Source organism: Pararhodospirillum oryzae, assembly GCF_007992075.1.
GTDB classification, from domain to species: Bacteria; Pseudomonadota; Alphaproteobacteria; order Rhodospirillales; family Rhodospirillaceae; genus Pararhodospirillum; species Pararhodospirillum oryzae.
This window is the reverse complement of sequence record NZ_BJZO01000068.1, coordinates 1-20,601: the sequence shown is the minus strand read 5'-3', so window position 1 is coordinate 20,601 and position 20,601 is coordinate 1. Positions and strand designations below refer to the sequence as shown.

Sequence of the window (20,601 nt, the reverse complement as noted above, 5' to 3'; positions counted from 1 at the left end):
CGCCCGGCGCTTGAGGGCATCGAAAAAACCCCAGGGCAATCGGTTCACCCGATTGCCCTGGGAAGATCTCTCCAAAACGGTGCATCAAGGCGGGAATTGGCTTATGATCCTTCCCGCGCGAGGGACAGGAGTGCGGCGTCTTTCGGGCACGGGCATGGTTTCACAACGGGACCGGACGAGGGAGGCGCAAGGCTCCTTCGACAAGGGAACCTTCTCACGAGGAGGACCCCGGCGCCGGAAGCCGTGAAACCTCCGTCATCCCCGTGGACACCCCGCACAGGCGAGAGACCATGAACGGCGTTCCCGCGAAGAAAGCCTGGGAAGGGGGCGTCGACGAGACATCTCTCCTTTTCGAGAAAGACGCGACAGGCACCCAGACAGGGCGGACCAAGACCGGAGCCATGAAATTCGGGCAACGTCAATCGGTTAAGGTGATCGGTGGGCTTTTCGCCCTGTTGGTCGTCGTCTTGTTCGGCCTGACGCTGCTGGTCCACTACCGGGCCTCGGAACGCCAGCAGGTGGCCCAGGCTCGCCTGCTGGCGGCGATGCTGGAAAACACCCTGACTCATACCCTGGAATCGGCGGAAACCGCGCTGCTTGCCCTTGGGGAGCAGGCGGTGCGCGCCCGCGTCAGCGAAAACGGCGACGAGGCCCTGGCCGCCGCCTTGCAGGGGGCCGGGGTTTTCGCGCCCCATATTCGTCAGATCGTGGTGGTCGAGCGCGGACACGGCCGGGTCCTTGCCGACAGCACCGGGCGGTCGCGAGGACGGATCTTGGACCTTGCCACACTCGATGTCGTGCCGACCCCGGGCGAGAGCCTGGAAAGGGCCGGGGCGGGCTTCGGCGGGCCACGGGCCCTGTCGCGGGGGCTGGTGATCGGGCGGGAGCGCCCGGGCCGGTTCCTTCCGCTCAAGGGGGGGCTTTCCGATTCGTCCTCCCAGCGTCTGCTTCCGGTCGCGGTTCATCTGGACGGGGGCATCAGCGTGATTGGCGCCTTGAACCCCCTGGCCTTTGCGACGTTCACCGATGCCGCCGCCCTGGGGCTCACGGGCATGGTGTGGCTGTCGCGCCTGGATGGCCTTCCCCTGTTTTCGTTCGCCCAGGAGCAGCAGGCGCGGGCCGTGGCCCCGGCCCTGACGCTGTTGCGCGTGTTGAGCAGCGGGCGAGAAGAGGGGGTGTTGCCTGAAAAAACCTCCAGTTCCCGGGATCCGGACTGGGAGGGGCAGGTTTTGTTCCGGTTGTCGGCCCGCTACCCGGTCGCGGTTCTGGTGGCCCTGTCGCGCCAGGGGACCGTGCTGTCGTGGCTGAAGGGGGACCGCGCCCTGCTGCTGTGGGACGTCGGGGCCCTGCTGGGCCTGCTGGCGGTTGGCGCGAAGGTCGGTGGCGAACTGGTCCGCCGCACCAAGCTGGAGCACCGGCTTCGTCTTTTGTCGCTGACGCAAGGGGTGTTCGCGAATTCGGCCGACGCCATGGTGATCCTGGACGCCGAGGGGCGGGTGGTTTCGGTCAATCCGACATTCTGCGCCTTGAGCGGATACGAGCCATGCGACGTCCTCGGCCAGGCCTCCAGCCGGTTCGCCCGGCCGGGGGAGGCCCCCCCTTCCGGGACGGCGACCGCCACCAGGGCTTCCGTGCCGCCGGCCCCCCTGGTCGAGCCACGGCCGGCTTCCTGGTCCTTGGTGTGCAAGGATGGCGCGGTGCGCGACGTGGATCTGCGAACCGCCCCCCTTGGTGCCGATACCCTGGTCCTGACCTTGCGTGACATCACCGAGCGCATGGCCAGCGAGCGCTTGCTGGTTGAAGCCTTGCACAAGGCGGAAAGCGCCAACCGGGCGAAATCGGAGTTCCTGGCCAACATGAGCCACGAACTGCGGACGCCTTTGAACGCCATCATCGGCTTTTCGGATGCCATGCACCTGCAAGCCCTGGGCCCACTCCCCGACCATTATGACGAATATGCGCAGCTCATTCTTAAAAGCGGGCGCCATCTCCTTGAGATCATTAATCAAATCCTTGATCTTGCAAAAATAGAGGCGGGAAAGTTCGACCTGTCCCTGTCTACCGTGATGCCGGCGCCGGTTGTCGAGGAAGTCGTCTCTGTTCTGTCGCCAAAAGCGGTGGAAAGGGGGCTTGCCTTGAATAATCAGGTCTGGTGCCATCACCCCTTGTCCCTGGACCCTTTGCGTTTTCGTCAGGTGTTGTTCAACGTGGTTGGGAACGCCATCAAATACACTCAGCAGGGATCGGTCACCCTAAGCAGCCTGTGCGACGAGGCCGGCCATCGCATCACGGTGACGGACACCGGCGTGGGGATGACCGACGAGCAGATGATCATGGCCTTGCAACCCTTTGAACGGGTTCACGGTGCTTCGATGTCGCGTCGCGAGGAGGGGACCGGCCTGGGGCTGTCGCTGGCTCAACGCATCATGACCTTGCACGGGGGCAGCCTGACGCTGGAAAGCCAGCCGGGGGTTGGAACCACGGTGACTTTGACTTTTCCCCTCGATCCGGGGAATGCTGGCGTCATGACGGGGGAAACGCCGATGATCGCCCTTGCTCCCCCGGCACCACTGTCGTCCCGTTCCGGGGTCCCGTCAGGATCGACCTGAACCGAGGGGGGATCTTCCCGGTTTCGTTGTTGTCCGTGTCGCGCGTTTTCACCCCGTCCTCTGCCCTTTGCCCGTTCTCTGGTGGTCTTCCGGGGGGAACGCGCCCAGCCTTTGGATCCTTTCCCATGCCCCACCCGATCGCCCCCGACTGGCACGCCCGCGCCGCCCAAAGCCGTTTTGAAGGTCATGCCCTGATCGGGGACAGGCGGGTGGCGGCGCATTCGGAAGAAACGTTTGCGTGCGTGAGCCCGATTGACGGGCGCTGGCTGGCCGACGTGGCGGCCTGCGACACCCCGGACGCGGACCGGGCGGTCCGGGAGGCGCGGGCGGCGTTCGGGGATGGCCGCTGGTCGCGCCAGACCCCGGCCCGGCGCAAGCGGGTTTTGTCGCGGCTGGCGGAGCTGCTGACGGAACAGGCCGAGCGTCTGGCGCTGATCGAGACCCTGGACATGGGCAAGCCGATCAGCGACAGCCTGAGCATCGACGTGCGCGCGGCGGCGGGCTGTTTTCGCTGGTATGCCGAGGCGCTCGACAAGACGTATGGCGAGGTGGCGCCCACGGGGCCCGACGACCTGGCCTTGATTACCCGCGAACCCCTGGGGGTGGTGGCGGCGATCGTGCCTTGGAATTTTCCGCTGCTGATGGCGGCGTGGAAGGTGGCGCCGGCGCTCGCGGCCGGCAACTCGGTGATCTTGAAGCCGGCCGAGCAATCGCCCCTCAGCGCCCTGGTCCTGGGCGAGCTGGCCCTGGAGGCCGGGGTGCCGGCGGGGGTCTTGTCGGTGTTGCCCGGTTTCGGGGAAACCGTGGGCCGGGCCCTGGCGCTTCATCCGGATGTCGACGGGGTGTTCTTCACGGGATCGACCGCCGTCGGCAAGCTGATCATGCAATACGCCGGTCAGTCCAACCTCAAGAAGGTCGGGCTGGAATGCGGGGGCAAAAGCCCCAACGTGGTGCTGGCGGGCTACCGGAACCTGGAGCACGCCGCGCGCACCGCCGCCGACGCGATTTTCTATAACCAGGGCGAGGTGTGCACCGCCGGGTCGCGCCTGATCGTCGAGCGCGCGGTGCATGACCGGGTGGTGGAGATCGTGCGTCAGGTCGCGGCCGAGCGGCAGCCGGGCGATCCCCTCGACCCCGCCACCCGCATGGGCGCGCTGGTCGACGAGGGCCACGCCGGGCGGGTGCTGGAGTGGGTGCACACCGGCCGCTCGGAAGGAGCCCGGGTGCTGTGTGGCGGGCGGCGGGCCCATCCGGTCGCGGGAGGCGCCTATCTGGAACCCACCGTTCTCACCGGGGTGCAAAACCACATGCGGGTGGCCCGCGAGGAAATCTTCGGCCCCGTGCTGTCGGTGATCGCGGTGGAGGATGCCGCCGAGGCGGTGCGGGTGGCCAACGACTCCGAGTATGGCCTGGCGGCGGCGGTGTGGAGCGATGACCTCACCCAGGCCCACCGGGTGGCGGCGGCGCTGCGGGCGGGCGTGGTGTATGTCAATGGCTACGACACCGACGACATGACCACGCCGTTCGGAGGATACCGGCAATCGGGGATCGGTCGGGACAAGTCTTTGCATGCCCTGGAAAAGTACACGGAACTGAAAACAACCTGGGTCAGATTGGGGGAGGCGGGGTAAAGCCCCCCAGGGCCCCGCTTCCCCGAGGTTGGTTTGACTCAGAACCAAACAGGGCCTTGAACAGGGCCGGCCCGGCCCGGCAACGCCCCGCTTCTGTTTTGGGAGGGGGCGTTTGCCCCGGCGCAAGGGCGAGCAAAGGAGTTGCGCGCGGCGGCGGACTATGGGATAAGGCGCGCTTGCCGTCGGAGACGAAGGGCGGGCGTGGTGGAACTGGTAGACACGCTGGATTTAGGTTCCAGTGGCCCTGGCCATGGGGGTTCAAATCCCTCCGCCCGCACCAAATTCAGCCCCTTCCGGGGTGGGTCCGTCCGTCTGGCCGTCGTTCCGCGCACACGTCAAGGGCATGCCCCACCGCCTGGACGCGGCTGGGGCTTGTCCTTTTTTCAACAGTCAAGGGCTTGAGAGAACCGTCGATGCAGGTCACCGAAACCGTTAACGAGTCCCTGAAGCGGGAATACAGGATCGTCCTTCCGGGCACCGACATCGCCGCGCGGTCGGCCCAGAGGCTGGAAGAACTGCAAGGACAGGTGCGTCTGCCCGGTTTCCGCCCTGGCAAGGTGCCAATGTCCATGATGCGCAAGCGCTTCGGCCAGAGCGTCCTGGCCGAGGTGCTGGAAGCGGCCGTGCAGGACGCGGTGCGCGCGACGCTGGAAGAGCGCTCGTTGCGTCCGGCTCTTCAGCCGCAGATCACCGTGGAATCGGAGATCGGCGAAGGCGTGGATGTTTCCTTCCTGGTGGCTCTTGAGACCCTGCCCGAGGTTCCCGATCCGGATTTCGCCGCCATCACCGTGTCGCGCGAGACCGTGAGCGTGGACGACGCGGCCCTCGACGAGGCGATCGAGGACCTGCGCAAGCGCATGAAGGCCTTCGCGCCGGCCCCCGAGGGCGCCGAGGCGGTGTCGGGCGACACGGTGGTGATCGATTTCGTGGGCCGCCTGGAAGGCGAGGCCTTCGAGGGCGGCAGCGGCGAGGCCTTCCGGCTGGAACTGGGCTCGGGCATGTTCGTGCCGGGCTTCGAGGAACAGCTGATCGGAGCCAAGGCGGGCGAGGCGCGCACCGTCACCGTGACCTTCCCGGCCGAGTATCCGGCCGAGACCCTGGCCGGGCGCGAGGTCGTGTTTGACGTGACCGTGAACGCGATCGAGAACAGCGCCCTGCCCGAGGTTGACGACGCCCTGGCGGCCAAGGTCGGCCTGGAAACCGTTGATCAGCTGCGCGACGAGATCCGCAAGAGCATTCAAGGCGAGTACGACGAGGTTTGCTCGAACCGGGTCAAGCGCCGCTTGCTTGATGCCCTGGCCGACATGAGCACGTTCCCGGTTCCCGAGGGCTTGCTGACCCAGGAGTTCGAGGCCATCTGGAAGCAGGTGGAAGAGGCGCGCGAGCACGGCCACCTGGACGAGGAAGACAAGGACAAGTCCGAAGAGCAGCTGCGGGCGGACTACAAGGCGATCGCCGAGCGCCGTTTGCGCCTGGGCCTGCTGCTGAGCGAGATCGGCGTGCGCCACAAGATCACGGTGGCGCCCGAGGACCTGAACAAGGCCCTGGCGCGGGAAATGCGGCGTTTCCCGGGACAGGAAGCCATGGTGCTGAACTATTACCGGACCAACAAGGAAGCGATCGAGCGTCTGCGCGCTCCCGTTTTCGAGGATAAGGTCTGCGCCTTCATCCTGGAGATGGCCTCGGTGACCGAAACTCCGATGACCATCGAGGCCTTGAAGGAAGCGATGGCCTCCGACACCGACGCCTGACATCGGGCAAGGGAAGGGGCGGGGCCGCTCCGGGCGCGCGCCGATTGCGCGCGCGGGAGCGGTCCTTGCTTCGCCGGTCCTTGCTTCGCCGGGAAGGGGTCCCGTTTCCGGTGCCCGGGGGCCCGGCGCGCGCGCGAGCGGGCAGGCTTGGGGGCTCTTCCTTTCCTCGGGAAAGGGCGCGGGCCTGGACAGGGACGGGGTTGCCGTCCTATGTAGGGAAGCGCACTCCCCCGCGCACCCCACGACCAGCGAGAGCCAACATGCGTGACCGCGATCCGATTGAAGTTTTCAACAATACCCTCGTTCCCATGGTGGTGGAACAAACGAACCGGGGGGAACGGGCGTATGATATTTACTCCCGTCTTCTCAAGGAACGGATTATCTTTCTGACCGGCGCCGTTCAGGACTCGGTTGCCAGTTTGATCTGCGCGCAGCTCCTGTTCCTGGAATCGGAAAACCCCACCAAGGACATCGCGTTTTATATCAACTCGCCGGGTGGCGTGGTGACAAGCGGCATGGCAATTTACGACACCATGCATTACATTCGTTCTGCCGTATCCACGGTGTGCATCGGTCAGGCGGCCTCGATGGGGTCGCTTCTGCTGTGCGCCGGGGAGAAAGGCAAGCGCTTTGCCACCCCCAACGCCCGCATCATGATCCACCAGCCGTCGGGCGGGTTCCAGGGGCAGGCGGCGGACATTGAAATTCAGGCGCGCGAGATTCTTGCGCTGCGCGAGCGGCTCAACAAGGTTTACGTGCGTCACACGGGCCGGGACCTGGAAACCATTGAACGGGCCATGGACCGCGACAACTACATGACCGCGAGCGAGGCCCGGGATTTCGGCCTGATCGACGAGGTCATCGAAACGCGTCCGGAAGTGTCCGCCGAGGGCGACGACGCCGGAAACGGCGCGAAGACCTGATCTGGCGGGGCCAGGCTCTTGCTTTTTCCGGCCCGTCGACACCGGTTTTTGGACTGGGCAGCGGGCGGAGGAGGGGATAACATGACCGGTGGTGTTCCGAGTGCGGCCGCCTGCGTCCCCTCCTTCTCCGGATCAAGGGGCTGGACCACCGTGCAGCATGACGGGGCCTTGCCTTTTCGAGGCGCCGACAATACATCGGCCAGGTTGGGCTGCGGAAGACGATAGGGAGTATTTTCGATATGTCGAAGGCGTCAGGCGGTGACTCGAAAAACACCCTCTACTGCTCTTTTTGTGGAAAGAGCCAGCATGAGGTACGCAAGCTCATCGCCGGTCCGACGGTGTTCATTTGCGACGAGTGCGTCGAGCTGTGCATGGACATCATCCGCGAGGAGCACAAGACCAGTTTGGTCAAATCGCGTGACGGGGTTCCTTCGCCTCGGGAAATCATGCAGGTGCTTGACGATTACGTGATCGGACAGTCCCACGCCAAGAAGGTGCTGGCGGTTGCCGTTCACAATCACTACAAAAGACTGTCCCACGTCGGGCGTAACTCCGACGTTGAGCTGGCCAAGTCGAATATCTTGTTGATTGGTCCGACCGGCTGCGGCAAGACGCTGCTGGCCCAGACCCTGGCGCGCATTCTGGATGTGCCGTTCACCATGGCCGATGCCACCACCCTGACCGAAGCCGGGTACGTGGGCGAGGACGTGGAAAACATCATCCTCAAGTTGCTTCAGGCTTCGGACTACAACGTCGAGCGGGCCCAGCGGGGCATTGTCTATATCGACGAAATCGACAAGATCAGTCGCAAGTCGGATAACCCGTCGATTACCCGGGATGTGTCGGGCGAAGGGGTGCAGCAGGCCCTTTTGAAGATCATGGAAGGCACGGTGGCTTCGGTGCCTCCCCAGGGCGGACGCAAGCACCCGCAGCAGGAATTCCTGCAAGTCGACACCACCAACATTTTGTTCATCTGCGGAGGGGCCTTCTCGGGGCTGGAGAAGATCATTTCGGCCCGGGGCAAGGGATCGTCGATCGGCTTTGGCGCCGACGTGCGGGCCCCGGAAACCCGCCGTACCGGCGATGTGCTGCGCAACGTCGAACCCGAGGATCTGCTGAAATACGGTCTGATCCCCGAATTCGTCGGCCGTTTGCCTGTCCTCGCCACCTTGGAGGATCTGGACGAGGATGCGCTGGTTGACATCCTGACCTCGCCCAAGAACGCCCTGGTCAAGCAGTATCAGAAGCTGTTCGAGATGGAGAGCACTCATCTGGCCTTCAAGGAAGACGCCTTGCGCGGGATTGCCAAGAAGGCCATTGCCCGCAAGACCGGCGCCCGGGGCTTGCGATCCATCATGGAAGGCATTCTGCTTGACACCATGTTCGACCTGCCGGGCTTGGCCGGAGTCGAGGAAGTGGTGGTGAACAAGGAAGTCGTGGATGGCCGCTCCAAGCCCTTGTTCATTTACTCGGACCAGCGGGCCTCCGTCGACGGGACCAGCGCGTAGGCGCTTGAGGGAACGGCTTTGGTCGTTCCCCCTCCCTTGATCGGTTCGTCGTCCGTTCCCACCCTTTTCATAAGACGTCTTGTCTGGGCACCGGCGGCGCCGCTTTGTCTTCCGGGGTGCCCAGGCATTGATCGAGAAAGGATCTCCTGGTGAGCACCGGTTCCGCACCTTATCCCATGCTGCCGCTGCGGGACATCGTTGTCTTCCCGCATATGATCGTGCCCTTGTTCGTGGGGCGGGAAAAGTCCGTGCGCGCGTTGGAAGAAGTGATGCGCGAGGACAAACAGATTCTTCTCGTGTCCCAAAAAAGCGCGACCGTCGACGATCCCGGACCCACGGATATCCATGGGGTGGGCACGGTCAGCACGGTGTTGCAGCTGCTGCGCCTGCCCGATGGCACGGTGAAGGTCCTGGTCGAGGGCGGCCAGCGGGCACGCATCTTGCGCTATACCGAGCGCGAGGACTTTTTTGAAGTCGAAGCGGAACCCATGACCGATTCCGGGACCGATGACGACGAACTGGAAGCGCTCATGCGCTCGGTCCTGACCCAGTTCGAGCAGTACATCAAGCTGAACAAGAAGATTCCGCCCGAAGTGCTGGTTTCGGTCAACCAGATCGAGGACCCCGCCAAGCTGGCCGATACGGTTTCCTCGCACCTGGTCTTGAAGATTTCCGACAAGCAGGAACTGCTGGAACTGGAATCGGTGGCGGAACGCCTGGAGCGGGTCTACGCCTACATGGAATCGGAAATCGGCCTGCTTCAGGTCGAAAAGAAGATTCGCAGCCGCGTGAAGCGTCAGATGGAAAAGACGCAGCGCGAATACTATCTGAACGAGCAGCTTAAGGCGATCCAGAAGGAACTTGGCGAAACCGAGGATGGCCGCGACGAACTTTCCGAGCTGGAAGAGCGGATTGCCCAGACCCGCTTGAGCAAGGAAGCCCGCGAAAAGGCGCAAGGCGAGCTGAAGAAGCTGCGCAACATGAGCCCCATGTCGGCGGAAGCCACCGTCGTGCGCAATTACCTGGATTGGATGCTGGGCCTGCCCTGGGCCAAGCGCACCCGCACCAAGAAGGATCTGAAGGCGGCGCAGGCGGTCCTGGACGCCGACCATTACGGCCTGGAGAAAGTCAAGGACCGCATCTTGGAATACCTGGCCGTTCAGTTGCGCACCACCCGCAACAAAGGCCCGATCCTGTGCCTGGTGGGGCCTCCCGGCGTGGGCAAGACCTCGCTGGGCAAGTCGATCGCCCGGGCGACGGGGCGTAATTTCGTGCGGGTTTCGCTGGGCGGCGTGCGCGACGAATCCGAGATTCGCGGCCACCGCCGGACCTACATCGGCTCGATGCCCGGCAAGATCATCCAGGGGATGCGCAAGGCCAAGTCGTCCAACCCGTTCTTCTTGCTGGATGAAATCGACAAGTTGGGCGCGGATTGGCGCGGCGATCCCTCGTCGGCCCTGCTGGAGGTCCTGGACCCCGAGCAAAACAGCGCCTTCAACGACCATTACCTGGAGGTGGATTACGATTTGTCCGACGTCATGTTCATGACGACGGCCAATTCCATGCGCATGCCCCAGCCGCTTTTGGATCGCATGGAGATCATCCGCCTGTCCGGCTACACCGAGGATGAAAAGGTCGAGATCGCCCGGCGCCATCTGATCGCCAAGCAGGTGACGGCCAGTGGCCTGCGCCGGGGCGAATGGTCGATCTCGGACGACGCGCTGCGTGATCTGATCCGCTATTACACCCGCGAGGCCGGGGTGCGCAGCCTGGAACGCGAACTGGCCAACCTGACCCGCAAGGCCACCAAGGAAATCCTGCTGCGCAAGGGATCGCGCACCGCCATCAAGGTGACGCGGGCCAACCTGGAAAAGTACGCGGGCGTGCGCAAGTTCCGCTACGGCGAGGCCGAACGCGAGGATCTGGTGGGCGTGACCACCGGCCTTGCCTGGACCGAGGTGGGCGGTGAACTGCTTTCGATCGAGGCCGTGATCATGCCCGGCAAGGGGCAGGTGACCTTGACCGGCCAGTTGGGCGACGTGATGAAGGAATCGGTCCAGGCCGCGCGGTCGTTCGTGCGCTCGCGGGCCGTGACCTATGGCATCAAGCCGACCTTGTTCGAAAAGCGCGATATCCATGTGCATGTGCCCGAAGGCGCCACGCCCAAGGATGGTCCGTCGGCCGGCGTCGCCATGTGTACCTCCATCGTGTCCTCGATGACCGGGATCGCGGTCCGCCGGGACATCGCCATGACCGGCGAAATCACCTTGCGCGGGCGGGTCTTGCCGATTGGTGGCTTGAAGGAAAAGTTGCTGGCAGCGCTGCGGGGCGGCCTGACCACGGTTCTGATCCCCAAGGACAACGAAAAGGATCTGGCCGAAATTCCCGACAACGTCAAACGGGGCCTGACCATTGTGCCGGTCAGCCACGCCGACGAGGTTCTGGAGCGGGCCCTGGTCAGTCGCTTGATTCCCATCGACTGGACCGAGCCCGACGAGGAGGGCGGGCCGGGTCCGGGCCCCGCGCCCGAGGGCAGCAAGGAAGGAGACGCGGACGTCCTGACCCATTGATCCGCGTCGACAGATGGACAAATCTTGAATTTGCCTGTAACGCTAAGAGCGTGTCGTGGCCCACTGAGTGCGGCCCGCGCGCTCGAAGCCCCAGGCACGAGGACACGCCCCTTGTGACATCGAAGGGGATTTCTTTCGAAAATGAAACAACGTTCTGGCGCCGGCGGACCCCTGGCGGCGGGTGAAAGAGCCGTCAGGGAAAGCGGGGGCGGGGGCGTTGTTTTGGCTTGAGGGATCGGAATGAGCCTGCGGGCCTTGACGGAGTCAAGAGACGCGCTCTAGTGTTCGTCCCCTGACTCTTCCAAGGGGGGCGGCCAGTCACGTCGGTTCACGTTTGCTATGATGAGGGGATTATCCTGTGAACAAGAATGATCTGATCGCCGCTGTCGCCGAGCGAGCCGATCTGTCGAAAACCGATGCGGCACGGGCCGTTGACGGCGTCTTCGAGGCTATCACCGCGGCCTTGAAGGAAGACCAGGAAGTGCGTCTGGTCGGGTTTGGGACTTTTCTGGTGGCCAAGCGCGCCGCTTCGGAAGGACGCAACCCGCGCACGGGCGAAATCATCGCCATTCCGGCTTCGAATCAACCGAAATTCAAGCCCGGCAAGATGTTGAAGGATGCCTTGAACTAACGAGGACAACGAGCCGAGGGGCGTTCACCGGAGGGAACGCCGGCCCGTTGTTCAAGCGGGACGATTTTCCTTCGGGAGCCCTGGCGGCAGGGGGGGCGGTTAGCTCAGCTGGAAGAGCGTCTGGTTTACACCCAGAAGGTCGGCGGTTCGAACCCGTCACCGCCCACCATTCCCATTGCCGGCCGTCACCCGCAAGACCGGTTGGGGCCCCATTCGCTTCGGGGAGGGGGCAGAAACGTTCGCGAGAGAGGACGTCAAAGGGTGCGTTTCCGTCCGTTCACGAGTCGGACCAGCCGCGACAGGGAGGGGGACGCGAAGAAGGGGGGGCTTCCCTTTCTTTCCGATCTTTCCCAGTCGTCCGGGCCGCCGGACGGGGGCGACGAGGTTCGTCGGCGCACCGCGTTGGAGGGGCGGCCCAATCCCGCGCTTCGGCGTGATTTCCTGGTCGTGCTGGAAGGCCACGGGCCGTTGCTCGAACCAGGTGGCCCGCCGCCGGTTGTCGAACTCGCCTATGTGCCGGATCGGGTCGTGCTGGACCCGGGCGCGTTTCGGCGCTATCTCCACGGGCTGGGACGCTGGCGCTGGCCGGGACCCGAGGACATGGCGCTGGCCGTGATCGAGGACGTGGGCAACGAACTGGTGCCGCGCTGGGCCCGGGTCAGCGTTCGCATGGAAGGGGCGGATGGCGCTCCCCATCGGGTGATGATCGAGGACCACCAACCTCTTTGGCGCGGCAGCGTGCCCGGTGGGGCGATCCCCTCGCCGGGGGCACGAGAACGGTAAACGGCGGATCATGGCGTCTGCGATTTCCGATCCGAAAGGGTATTATCGGGTTCTGGGGCTTCCCCCCGGAGCCGGCTTCCAGGCGGTCAAGCGGGCGTATCGCGACAAGGCGATGCAGCTGCATCCGGATCGCAATCCAAGCCCGAATGCCGTTGCGGAGTTTCAGCTTCTAAGCGACGCTTACCGCGTTCTTTCCGACCCCATGGCCCGCCAAGCGTACCACCGGGGGGGGGGAACGACTCAGGCAACCCGGGCTTCGACGGGGCCTTCCCTGCGCGCGTGCACGGCGTGCGGCCGCGTGACCGCCCAGCCTCGCTACGTCATTTTTGAAAAGGTCACCGCACGACGCTGGCGGCCGCATCACGAATCCATTTCGGGGGTGTACTGCCGTCGCTGCGCCGATCGCACCGCGCTGCTTGCCAGCCTGCATTGCTGGATGCGGGGCTGGTGGGCGTTTCCCTCGGGACCGTTTCACACCGTTATCGCCTTGGGCATCAATCTGCGCGGTGGCATGCGTCCCCGGCGGGAAAACACAGCCCTGTTGCTGGGGCAGGCTCAGGCCTTTCTCAGCCATGGCCAGCGCGATCTGGCCTATGATCTGGCGGTGACGGCGCGCGACATGGCCGGGTCCTCGCGCGAGCGGGCCGTGGCTGACCGCCTGATCAACGCGGTGGGGGGCGACATGCCAGCCCGCCGTCTCAAGGACGTTTGGCGGCGCCCCGGAGCCGGATTCTGGCTTCAGATCATTCTGCCGGCCAGCATGGTGCTGATGGCTTTCCTGATCGCGTTGCCCTGGCTGCGCGATATCGGAGCGGGAGAGCCCGCTGGCCGCAAAGCCGTTGAGCGTGTCGCCCCGCCAACCCCGGGCGTTCTGCTGGCCGATCCCTCGGTGGCCGCGCAGGGCGGCCGGGTTTACGCGGTGTCGGCGCCGACAACCGCCGTGCGCGCCGCGCCGGGAATGGAATTCGACGCCCTGGCGATACTGCAACGCAATACGTTCGTCCTGGTGCTGGAGAGCGGCGCCACGGGCGAATGGGTGCGGGTGATCACGGCGCAAGGAGTGGTCGGCTATGTCCCCCAGGACGACGTGCGGCCCTTGCGCGCCCTGGGCGACCCCGGGCCCGTGCGCTGAGGGGTCTTTCGCCAGCAGTCGCATGGGAAGGAGGCCTTGGCATGCGTGCGGGAAAAGGCCACGGGGGGCGTTCGCGAACCGGTCTTCGGGGGTTTTTCCTTTTTTTGCTTGTGGCGGGAGGCGTGCCGCCGGTTCGGGGCGAGGAGCCGGTCGCGGGCCCGCCCTTTCGGGATTGCCCGGCATGCCCCGAAATGATTCCCCTGCGGCCGGGGTCCTTCGTGATGGGCTCGGCCACCGGCCGCAAGGAATCGGGCCCGCCGCTGGCCGTGACCTTGAGCCGGCCCTTCGCGCTGGCCCGCACCGAAACAACCTTCGACGAATGGCAGGCGTGCGTGGACGATGGCGCTTGCGCGGGAGGCCAGGACGATCACGGATGGGGCAGGGGCACCCGTCCGGTGATGAACGTGTCGTGGGACGACGCCGTGGCCTACACCCGTTGGCTTTCCCGGCGCACGGGCTGGCTGTACCGGCTGCCCAGCGAAGCGGAGTGGGAATACGCGGCCCGGGCCGGGACAACGTCGGCCTGGTGGTTTGGGGAAACCCTGGGGCCGCGTCAGGTCAATTGCCGGCACTGCACCACGGACCCCTGGGATAACCGGGGCACCGCGCCGGTCGCCACCTATCCGGCCAACCCGTGGGGATTTTTCGACATGAACGGCAATCTGTGGGAATGGGTGGCCGATTGCTGGACCCCCACCTTGCTTGGTCATGCCCCGGACGGGCACGCGGTGACCCAGGCCTCCGACTGCGCGGCCCGGGCCATGCGCGGCGGGGCCTGGTACTACATTCCGGCCTTGTCGCGTTCGGAGGCGCGGGCCCGCACCTTGGGGGCGGTCGGCAGTTACGTGGTGGGGTTCAGGGTGTTGCGCGAACCGCGCCGCGTCGTCCCCGAGGCGGAATCGCCCGAAAGGACACGGTGAGAAAGGAAACGACCTGGCGACGGCAGGACTTCCCCGTGCCGGGGTTGGCGTCCGTCCGTTTCCGGCTGAAGCGGACGGACTCCAGATCTCTTTGCGTGCGTTTGCCAGGGAAAAGCGGTGTCCCCTTTTCCCTGACAAACCCTAATCCGCGTCGGCCCCTTGAGCCAGCCGGGTGGAGAGGCGCTCCTGGCGGACCTGCAACCAGCCCACGGCGGCGATGGCCACGGTGGCCAGGACCACGAGAAGCGTGGCAAGCGCGTTGATCTCCGGACTGACGCCCAGGCGGATCGAGGAAAACACCACCATGGGCAGGGTCGACGAAGCCGGCCCGGACACGAAGCTCGCGATCACCAGGTCATCCAGGGACAAGGTGAACGACAGCAGCCAGCCGGCGACCAGGGCGGGGGCGATGACCGGAATGGTGATGACGAAAAATACCTTGAGCGGCCGGGCCCCCAGGTCCATGGCCGCTTCCTCGATCGAGCGGTCCATGTCCTGCAGGCGGGCTTGCATGACCACGGCCACGTAGGCGGTGCAAAAGGTAATGTGGGCGATGGTGATGGTGGTCACCCCTCGTCCCTCGGGCCAGCCCAGAAGCCGCTCCATCGACACGAACAGCAGCAAGGAGGCGAGGCCGGTAATGACCTCGGGCATGACCAGCGGCGCCGACAGCATGCCCGAGAACAAGGTGCGTCCCCCAAACCGCCCGAAGCGCACCATGGCGAGCGCGGCCATGGTGCCCAGCACGGTGGCGAAGGAGGCGGTGGTCACGGCGATGCGCAACGAAATCCAGGCGGCGCCCAGAAGCTGCTCGTTGTGCAGCAGTTCGCCATACCATTTGGTGGAAAAGCCGGCCCACACCGTCACCAGCCGGCCGCCGTTGAACGAGTACAAGATCAGCAGGAAGATCGGCACGTACAGGAAGGCGAAGCCGAACCCCAAGGCGGTGATCAAAAAACCATTGCGGCGCCAGCTGGTCATGGGCGGGCCTCCGTTTTCGCGGGGGCCTCGCGGCTTTGCAGATGCTGGAAAAGCATGATCGGCGCGACCAGCAGCACCAGCATGACCACGGCGACGGCCGAGGCCACCGGCCAGTCCCGGTTCAAGAAGAACTCGTTCCACAATACGCGGCCGATCATGAATGTATCGGCGCCCCCGAGCAGTTCGGGAATGACGAACTCGCCCACCGCCGGGATGAACACCAGCATGCACCCGGCAATCACCCCCGGCATGGACAAGGGCAGCGTGACGGTGAGAAACGCCTTCCACGGCCGGCATCCCAGGTCGTGGGCGGCTTCCAGCAAGCTGGGGTCGAGTTTTTCCAGCGTGGCGTATAGCGGCAGGATCATGAACGGCAGGTAGGAATACACAATGCCGATGTGAACGCCCCAGTCGGAGCCGGCGATCAGCAGGGGCTGGTCGATGATCCCCAGGGAAAGCAAGGCGGCATTGATCAGCCCGTTGCCCTTGAGCAGGCCGACCCAGGCGTAAACCCGGATCAGGAACGAGGTCCAGAAGGGCAAGACGACCAGGAACAGCAAGACGGCGCGCGGCCCCTTGGGGGCGCGCGCGATGGCATAGGCCATGGGATAGCCGATGAGCAGCGCGATCAGGGTGGACCCCCCCGCGATGCGCAGCGAATTGAGATAGGCAACCAGATACTGGCGATCCTCCACCATGCGAAGATAGTTGGAGAACGCCAGGGTGACGCGCAGGTAGGCCTGATCGGTGAACGTGACAAGATCGGTGAAGGGCGGAATACCGATCCGGAACTCGGCGAACGAGATCTTGAGCACCAGCGCGAAGGGCAGCAGGAAGAACAGCAAGAGCCACCCGAAGGGCACGGCGATCACCAGGCGTTGTCCGCTGGCCTGAAGGCGCAGGCGGGCCTGGTTCACGCGGTGCCGCAAGGAAACGGGGGCGGGGGCGTTCATGACGTCACCACCACCGGGCTGCGCGCGGTCCACGAAACGAACACCCGGTCTTCCCAGGTGATGGTCCATTCGACATCGCGGGCATGGTTGGCGATGGTCGAGCGCACCCGCTTGCCGCTGGTCAGCTCGACGATGTAGGTGCTGGTCGAGCCCAGGTAGACGATATCCTTGACCACGCCCTCGGCCCAGTTGTGGGGCTGGTTGGGGGGCTCGGAGGACAAGGTCAGCTTCTCGGGACGCAAGGCGGCCCACACGGTCGCCCCCTCGCGCCCGCTGATGCCATGGCCCACGAAAATGGGGACCGGCAGCTCGTCGGAGCGGATGCGCACATGGTCGGGTTCGTCCTCCTCAAGAACGCCCTCGAACATGTTGACATCCCCGAAGAACTCGGCAACGAACCGGGTGTTGGGGTACTCGTACATGGCCTGGGGCGCATCGATCTGAACGATCCATCCCTGGTCCATGATCGCCACCCGGTCGGCCATGGTCATGGCTTCTTCCTGGTCGTGGGTGACGACGACGAAGGTGATGCCCGTGCGTTCCTGGATGTTGACCAGGTCAAGCTGGGTGCGCTCGCGCAGTTTCTTGTCGAGCGCCGACAGGGGTTCGTCGAGCAGCAGCACGCGCGGATGCTTGGCCAGCGCGCGGGCCAGGGCCACGCGCTGGCGCTGGCCGCCGGAAAGCTGATGAGGCTTGCGCAGCGCGAACCGTTCCAGCTCGACCAGGGCCAGCATTTCGGCGACCCGCTTGGCGCGGGCGGCCCGGGGCATGCCGTCCTGGCGCAGGCCAAAGGCGATGTTCTGTTCCACCGTCATGTGCGGAAACAAGGCGTAGGACTGGAACATCATGTTGACCGGACGCTCGTAGGGCGGCACCCCGGCCATGTCCTTGCCGTCGATGAGCAGCCGGCCGCTGGTCGGCTGCTCGAAGCCGGCCATCATGCGCAAAAGCGTGGTCTTGCCGCAGCCCGAGCCCCCCAGCAGGCACAAGAACTCGCCTTCGAAGATATCGAGGGAGACGCCATCAACCGCCGTGAAATCGCCGAACTTCTTGACAACGCTTTCGATTTCAACGATCGGCGGCCCCAGCTTCTTGGTGCAGCCGGGCAGGTCGGGCGGATGCTTGACCGGGCGGTCGGTTGCGGGTTTCGTCTGGTCCGGCATGGGGCCGGTTCTCCTGTGGCAAAGGGCACCGACGGCCCGCGCCGCCGGTGCCGGTGTCCGAAGGGATAAGGGCGAAATCAGATGCCGGTCTTGATCTTGTTCCACGCACGGGTGCGCAGACGCTCAAGCTCGGGCCCCACGGCGGTCTGGACGAACAGCTTGTCGGCCACGGCCTTGGGCGGATACACCTCGGGATTGTTGCGGATCGCCGGATCGATCAGATCAAGGGAATCCTTGTTGCCGTTGGCGTACCAGACATAATCGGTGATCGCGGCCGTGATTTCCGGGCGCATGATGAAGTTGATGAACGCGTGGGCGTTGTCGGGATGGGGGGCGTCGGCCGGAATGGACATCATGTCAAACCACATCAAGGACCCCTCCTTGGGGATGATGTAGCTGATATGCACGCCATTATTGGCTTCCTCGGCCCGGGCCTTGGCCTGGAAGAGGTCGCCGGAATAGCCGAAGGCCATGCAGATATCGCCGTTGGCCAGCGCATTGATGAACTCGGATGAATGGAACTTCTGGATGTAGGGGCGCACGCTCATCCACAAGGCCGTGGCCTTCTCGATGTCGGCGGGATCGTGGCTGTCGGCGGGCAGGCCCAGGTAGTTGCGGGCCACGGCGAAGACTTCCGACGCGCTGTCGAGCACGTAAATCCCGCACTGAGCGATCTTGGACGCGTATTCGGGCTTGAACAGGAGATCCAGCGAATCAAGCGGCACGTCCGGGCCCAGGACTTCGCGAACCTTGGCCGTGTTGATGCCCAGGCCATTGGTTCCCCACATGTAAATCGCGGCGTGGGCGTTGCCGGGATCGTTGGCGGCGACCCGGGACATCAAGGTCGGGTCCATGTGGGAAAGATTGGGCAGCTTGCTTTTGTCGAGCGGGCGCAAGATCCCGGCCTTGATCATGCGTTCCATGAAGTCGCTGGTCGGGACCACCACGTCGTAGCCCGAGGACCCGGCCAGAAGTTTGGATTCCAGGATTTCGTTGCTGTCGTAGACGTCGTAATTCACCCGGATTCCGGTTTCCGCCTGGAATTTGGCCAGGGTGTCCTCGGCGATGTAGTCGGACCAGTTGTAGACATTAAGGACTTTCTCTTCCTCGGCGACGGCCTGACCGGCAACCAGGGCGGCCAGGGAGACGCCCGCCAGGGCGCGCAAAAGCGTGGACGCCATCGTGACCTTCTCCTTATGTGACGATTTAAAGGGGTAATGTCCAAGGGTTCATCAGAACCGCCGACAGGCGTCCGTCGTCCCGCAAGGCGAAAAAGGCTCCTCGCGGGAAGGTCCGACGGGCGGGGGGCCAGCCGCGGCGTGTGGCAACTGATAGACAAAGCTGGGCCCTTGGCAACAGATAATCGTGTGGCACCCCGCGCGAGCGCCCGCCTTAAGTCCGATCCAGGGAAGCACGCTTTGGCGGGATGGAACATGGCGAAGGGAGGCATCTTGTGGTAAAAGAACGGTCATCCACCCGTGTTGACATGGAAAAGATGCCCCATGATCCGAACCCCTCACTGCTGGTATACAGACACTGCTCCTTTGGTCGAGGCTTATCCTCCGCTTGAAGGGGAGGTCGAGGCCGACGTTTGTATCGTTGGCGCGGGCATCACTGGCTGCGTGGCGGCATTGCGACTGGCCCAGAAGGGTCTTTCGGTCCGGGTGCTGGAGGCTCAGGGCATCGGATTCGGCATGTCGGGACGAGACGGGGGGCAGGTCATGGGGACCTACGCCGCCGCGCCCATGCCCGGCGAGGGTGGCCTGGACCCCGAGGTCTGCCGGGTGCTGTGGGAACTGGGGCACGAAGCCGTTTCAACCACCCAGGCCCTGATCAGCGAACAGGGGATCGACTGCGATCTGGTCATGAACGGCCATCTGCGCGTGGGCACCAAGCCCCGCCACGCGGAAGCCCTCAAGGCCCTGGCCCGGCAGTGGGAAGCCGCCGGACTCACCGGGCTGGAGTGGCTGGACCGCTCGGCCATTGAAAAGGCCCTGGGCTCCCGGGCGGTGGGCGCGGCGGTGCGCGATCCCAACGCGGGCCACCTGAATCCCCTGAAGTACACCCTGGGCCTCGCGCGGGCGGCTGCGGCCAAGGGCGTGGTTTTCCACGAAAACACCCCCTACCTTCGGCATGGCACCAAGAAGGCCGACCACGTGGTGGTGACGACGCCGCGCGGGTCGGTACGCGCGCGCTGGTTGATTCTGGCCGGCCATGCCTTCCTGGCCGAGCGCGGCCAGGCCCCGGCCCCCACCGCCCTTCCGGTCAACACCTTTGTCGTCGCCACCGAACCGTTGGGCGAGGAAAAAGCCAAGGCGCTGATTCCGGGCAACGAAGGGGTCATGGATCTGGCGATCGCGCCCCATCACTTCCGGCGCACCCCCGACCACCGTTTGCTCTTCGGCGGCATTGCCACCTATGCCCGGATCGATCCGTTCAACATGCGCTATCCGCTGCTTGAGGCGATGAAGGGCTTCTTCCCTTCGCTGCCCAAGGACATGCGGATCACCCATGCCTGGGGCGGGCCGGTGTCGGTGACGCGCAACCGTCTGCCCCACTTCGGGCGAATCGAGCGCAACGTCCTGTTTGTCCAGGGTTTTTCGGGACAAAGCGTGGCCCTGGCCAGTCAGGCCGGCGCGATGATGGCGGGCGTGGTCACCGAAACCGAGTCCCGCTTCGATGTGGTGGCCCGCGTGCCCCACAAGCCGTTCCCCATGCCGGACCGCCTGGGGGCGCCCACGGTGCTGCTGGGAATGGCGCGGTTGTGGTTCCAGGATATCAAGGCCGACCGGGACTATAAACGCGCCCAGCGTGCCGCGGCCTGAACTCCTTTCGCCCCCCCCTTTCGGAAAGAGGTTCCGATGGAAGCCCGAGAGGGGGTTTGTCTTCAGCTTCCGGGTCAGGGGTAACCGGAGACCCTTGGCCCGGCCTCCCGACGTGTGCGGGTCCCCTTCCTCCGCTCGTCGGGAGGGAATATGGCGCCGGGACCCCGGAGGGGGTCCTGGCATGGGGTTGTTTTTTCCGTGCCCGGCGCTCCGATTCCAGA

General features: G+C 64.9%; 15 protein-coding genes and 2 tRNA genes. 13 read left to right on the top strand and 4 right to left on the bottom strand.

Going from position 1 to position 20,601, the window contains the following annotated elements; translation table 11 throughout:
* Window positions 1–401: 401 nt before the first annotated feature.
* The 12 genes from ROR02_RS12095 (at window position 402) to ROR02_RS12040 (ending at window position 14,458) form a co-directional block, all read left to right on the top strand.
* Window positions 402–2,609, top strand: coding sequence for a sensor histidine kinase (locus ROR02_RS12095; protein ID WP_147164284.1), 2,208 nt, complete (start codon window positions 402–404; stop codon window positions 2,607–2,609).
* A gap of 125 nt (window positions 2,610–2,734) precedes the next feature.
* Complete coding sequence (locus ROR02_RS12090; protein WP_147164283.1) at window positions 2,735–4,240, top strand: aldehyde dehydrogenase; 1,506 nt, start codon at window positions 2,735–2,737, stop codon at window positions 4,238–4,240.
* Between the two features lie 195 nt (window positions 4,241–4,435).
* Window positions 4,436–4,520 (top strand) — tRNA-Leu (locus ROR02_RS12085).
* Window positions 4,521–4,653: 133 nt separating this feature from the next.
* Complete coding sequence (gene tig, locus ROR02_RS12080) at window positions 4,654–5,991, top strand: trigger factor (protein WP_147164282.1); 1,338 nt, start codon at window positions 4,654–4,656, stop codon at window positions 5,989–5,991.
* A 260-nt stretch (window positions 5,992–6,251) separates the two neighbouring features.
* Window positions 6,252–6,914: an ATP-dependent Clp endopeptidase proteolytic subunit ClpP gene (clpP, locus tag ROR02_RS12075; protein ID WP_147164281.1), complete on the top strand. Its 663-nt coding sequence runs from the start codon at window positions 6,252–6,254 to the stop codon at window positions 6,912–6,914.
* 239 nt (window positions 6,915–7,153) lie between these two features.
* Window positions 7,154–8,422, top strand: a complete 1,269-nt coding sequence (gene clpX, locus ROR02_RS12070; protein WP_147164280.1) for an ATP-dependent Clp protease ATP-binding subunit ClpX — start codon at window positions 7,154–7,156, stop codon at window positions 8,420–8,422.
* Window positions 8,423–8,598: 176 nt separating this feature from the next.
* Window positions 8,599–10,992, top strand: coding sequence for an endopeptidase La (gene lon, locus ROR02_RS12065; protein WP_147164285.1), 2,394 nt, complete (start codon window positions 8,599–8,601; stop codon window positions 10,990–10,992).
* A gap of 358 nt (window positions 10,993–11,350) precedes the next feature.
* On the top strand, window positions 11,351–11,623 hold the full coding sequence (locus tag ROR02_RS12060; protein ID WP_147164279.1) for an HU family DNA-binding protein: 273 nt from the start codon (window positions 11,351–11,353) through the stop codon (window positions 11,621–11,623).
* A gap of 93 nt (window positions 11,624–11,716) precedes the next feature.
* A tRNA-Val gene (locus tag ROR02_RS12055) sits at window positions 11,717–11,792 on the top strand.
* A gap of 92 nt (window positions 11,793–11,884) precedes the next feature.
* The gene (locus ROR02_RS12050; RefSeq protein ID WP_147164278.1) at window positions 11,885–12,406 is read left to right on the top strand and encodes a hypothetical protein; all 522 of its coding nucleotides are present in this window, start codon (window positions 11,885–11,887) and stop codon (window positions 12,404–12,406) included.
* 10 nt (window positions 12,407–12,416) lie between these two features.
* Entirely contained in the window at window positions 12,417–13,538 is a 1,122-nt protein-coding gene (locus ROR02_RS12045; protein ID WP_147164277.1) for a DnaJ domain-containing protein, read from the top strand.
* 191 nt (window positions 13,539–13,729) lie between these two features.
* A complete protein-coding gene (locus ROR02_RS12040) occupies window positions 13,730–14,458 on the top strand; it encodes a formylglycine-generating enzyme family protein (protein ID WP_246135525.1) in 729 nt (242 codons plus the stop codon).
* Window positions 14,459–14,599: 141 nt separating this feature from the next.
* On the opposite strand, the gene ROR02_RS12035 is transcribed toward ROR02_RS12040, so the two are convergent.
* The 4 genes from ROR02_RS12035 to ROR02_RS12020 all read right to left on the bottom strand — a co-directional run bounded on the left by ROR02_RS12035 (window position 14,600) and on the right by ROR02_RS12020 (window position 18,736).
* A complete protein-coding gene (locus tag ROR02_RS12035; protein WP_147164275.1) occupies window positions 14,600–15,439 on the bottom strand; it encodes an ABC transporter permease subunit in 840 nt (279 codons plus the stop codon).
* Window positions 15,436–16,392, bottom strand: a complete 957-nt coding sequence (locus ROR02_RS12030; protein WP_147164274.1) for an ABC transporter permease subunit — start codon at window positions 16,390–16,392, stop codon at window positions 15,436–15,438. The genes ROR02_RS12035 and ROR02_RS12030 overlap by 4 nt, the downstream gene beginning before the upstream one ends.
* Window positions 16,389–17,555: an ABC transporter ATP-binding protein gene (locus tag ROR02_RS12025; RefSeq protein WP_147164273.1), complete on the bottom strand. Its 1,167-nt coding sequence runs from the start codon at window positions 17,553–17,555 to the stop codon at window positions 16,389–16,391. Before ROR02_RS12025 ends, ROR02_RS12030 begins: the two co-directional genes overlap by 4 nt.
* A 77-nt stretch (window positions 17,556–17,632) precedes the next feature.
* Window positions 17,633–18,736 carry a polyamine ABC transporter substrate-binding protein gene (locus ROR02_RS12020; RefSeq protein ID WP_147164272.1) on the bottom strand — a complete coding sequence of 368 codons (1,104 nt, stop codon included), beginning with the start codon at window positions 18,734–18,736 and terminating at the stop codon, window positions 17,633–17,635.
* A 321-nt stretch (window positions 18,737–19,057) separates the two neighbouring features.
* On the opposite strand from ROR02_RS12020, the gene ROR02_RS12015 reads away from it, so the two are divergent.
* Window positions 19,058–20,380 carry an NAD(P)/FAD-dependent oxidoreductase gene (locus ROR02_RS12015; protein ID WP_147164271.1) on the top strand — a complete coding sequence of 441 codons (1,323 nt, stop codon included), beginning with the start codon at window positions 19,058–19,060 and terminating at the stop codon, window positions 20,378–20,380.
* Window positions 20,381–20,601: the final 221 nt, after the last annotated feature.

What these genes read in the sequence shown, in the direction of transcription:
- ROR02_RS12095 (WP_147164284.1), top strand. Translation starts at nt 402, where the DNA reads ATGAAATTCGGGCAACGTCAATCGGTTAAGGTGATCGGTGGGCTTTTC.
- ROR02_RS12090 (WP_147164283.1), top strand. Translation starts at nt 2,735, where the DNA reads ATGCCCCACCCGATCGCCCCCGACTGGCACGCCCGCGCCGCCCAAAGC.
- tig (WP_147164282.1), top strand. Translation starts at nt 4,654, where the DNA reads ATGCAGGTCACCGAAACCGTTAACGAGTCCCTGAAGCGGGAATACAGG.
- clpP (WP_147164281.1), top strand. Translation starts at nt 6,252, where the DNA reads ATGCGTGACCGCGATCCGATTGAAGTTTTCAACAATACCCTCGTTCCC.
- clpX (WP_147164280.1), top strand. Translation starts at nt 7,154, where the DNA reads ATGTCGAAGGCGTCAGGCGGTGACTCGAAAAACACCCTCTACTGCTCT.
- lon (WP_147164285.1), top strand. Translation starts at nt 8,599, where the DNA reads ATGCTGCCGCTGCGGGACATCGTTGTCTTCCCGCATATGATCGTGCCC.
- ROR02_RS12045 (WP_147164277.1), top strand. Translation starts at nt 12,417, where the DNA reads ATGGCGTCTGCGATTTCCGATCCGAAAGGGTATTATCGGGTTCTGGGG.
- ROR02_RS12040 (WP_246135525.1), top strand. Translation starts at nt 13,730, where the DNA reads ATGATTCCCCTGCGGCCGGGGTCCTTCGTGATGGGCTCGGCCACCGGC.
- ROR02_RS12035 (WP_147164275.1), bottom strand. Translation starts at nt 15,439, where the DNA reads ATGACCAGCTGGCGCCGCAATGGTTTTTTGATCACCGCCTTGGGGTTC.
- ROR02_RS12030 (WP_147164274.1), bottom strand. Translation starts at nt 16,392, where the DNA reads ATGAACGCCCCCGCCCCCGTTTCCTTGCGGCACCGCGTGAACCAGGCC.
- ROR02_RS12025 (WP_147164273.1), bottom strand. Translation starts at nt 17,555, where the DNA reads ATGCCGGACCAGACGAAACCCGCAACCGACCGCCCGGTCAAGCATCCG.
- ROR02_RS12020 (WP_147164272.1), bottom strand. Translation starts at nt 18,736, where the DNA reads ATGGCGTCCACGCTTTTGCGCGCCCTGGCGGGCGTCTCCCTGGCCGCC.
- ROR02_RS12015 (WP_147164271.1), top strand. Translation starts at nt 19,058, where the DNA reads ATGATCCGAACCCCTCACTGCTGGTATACAGACACTGCTCCTTTGGTC.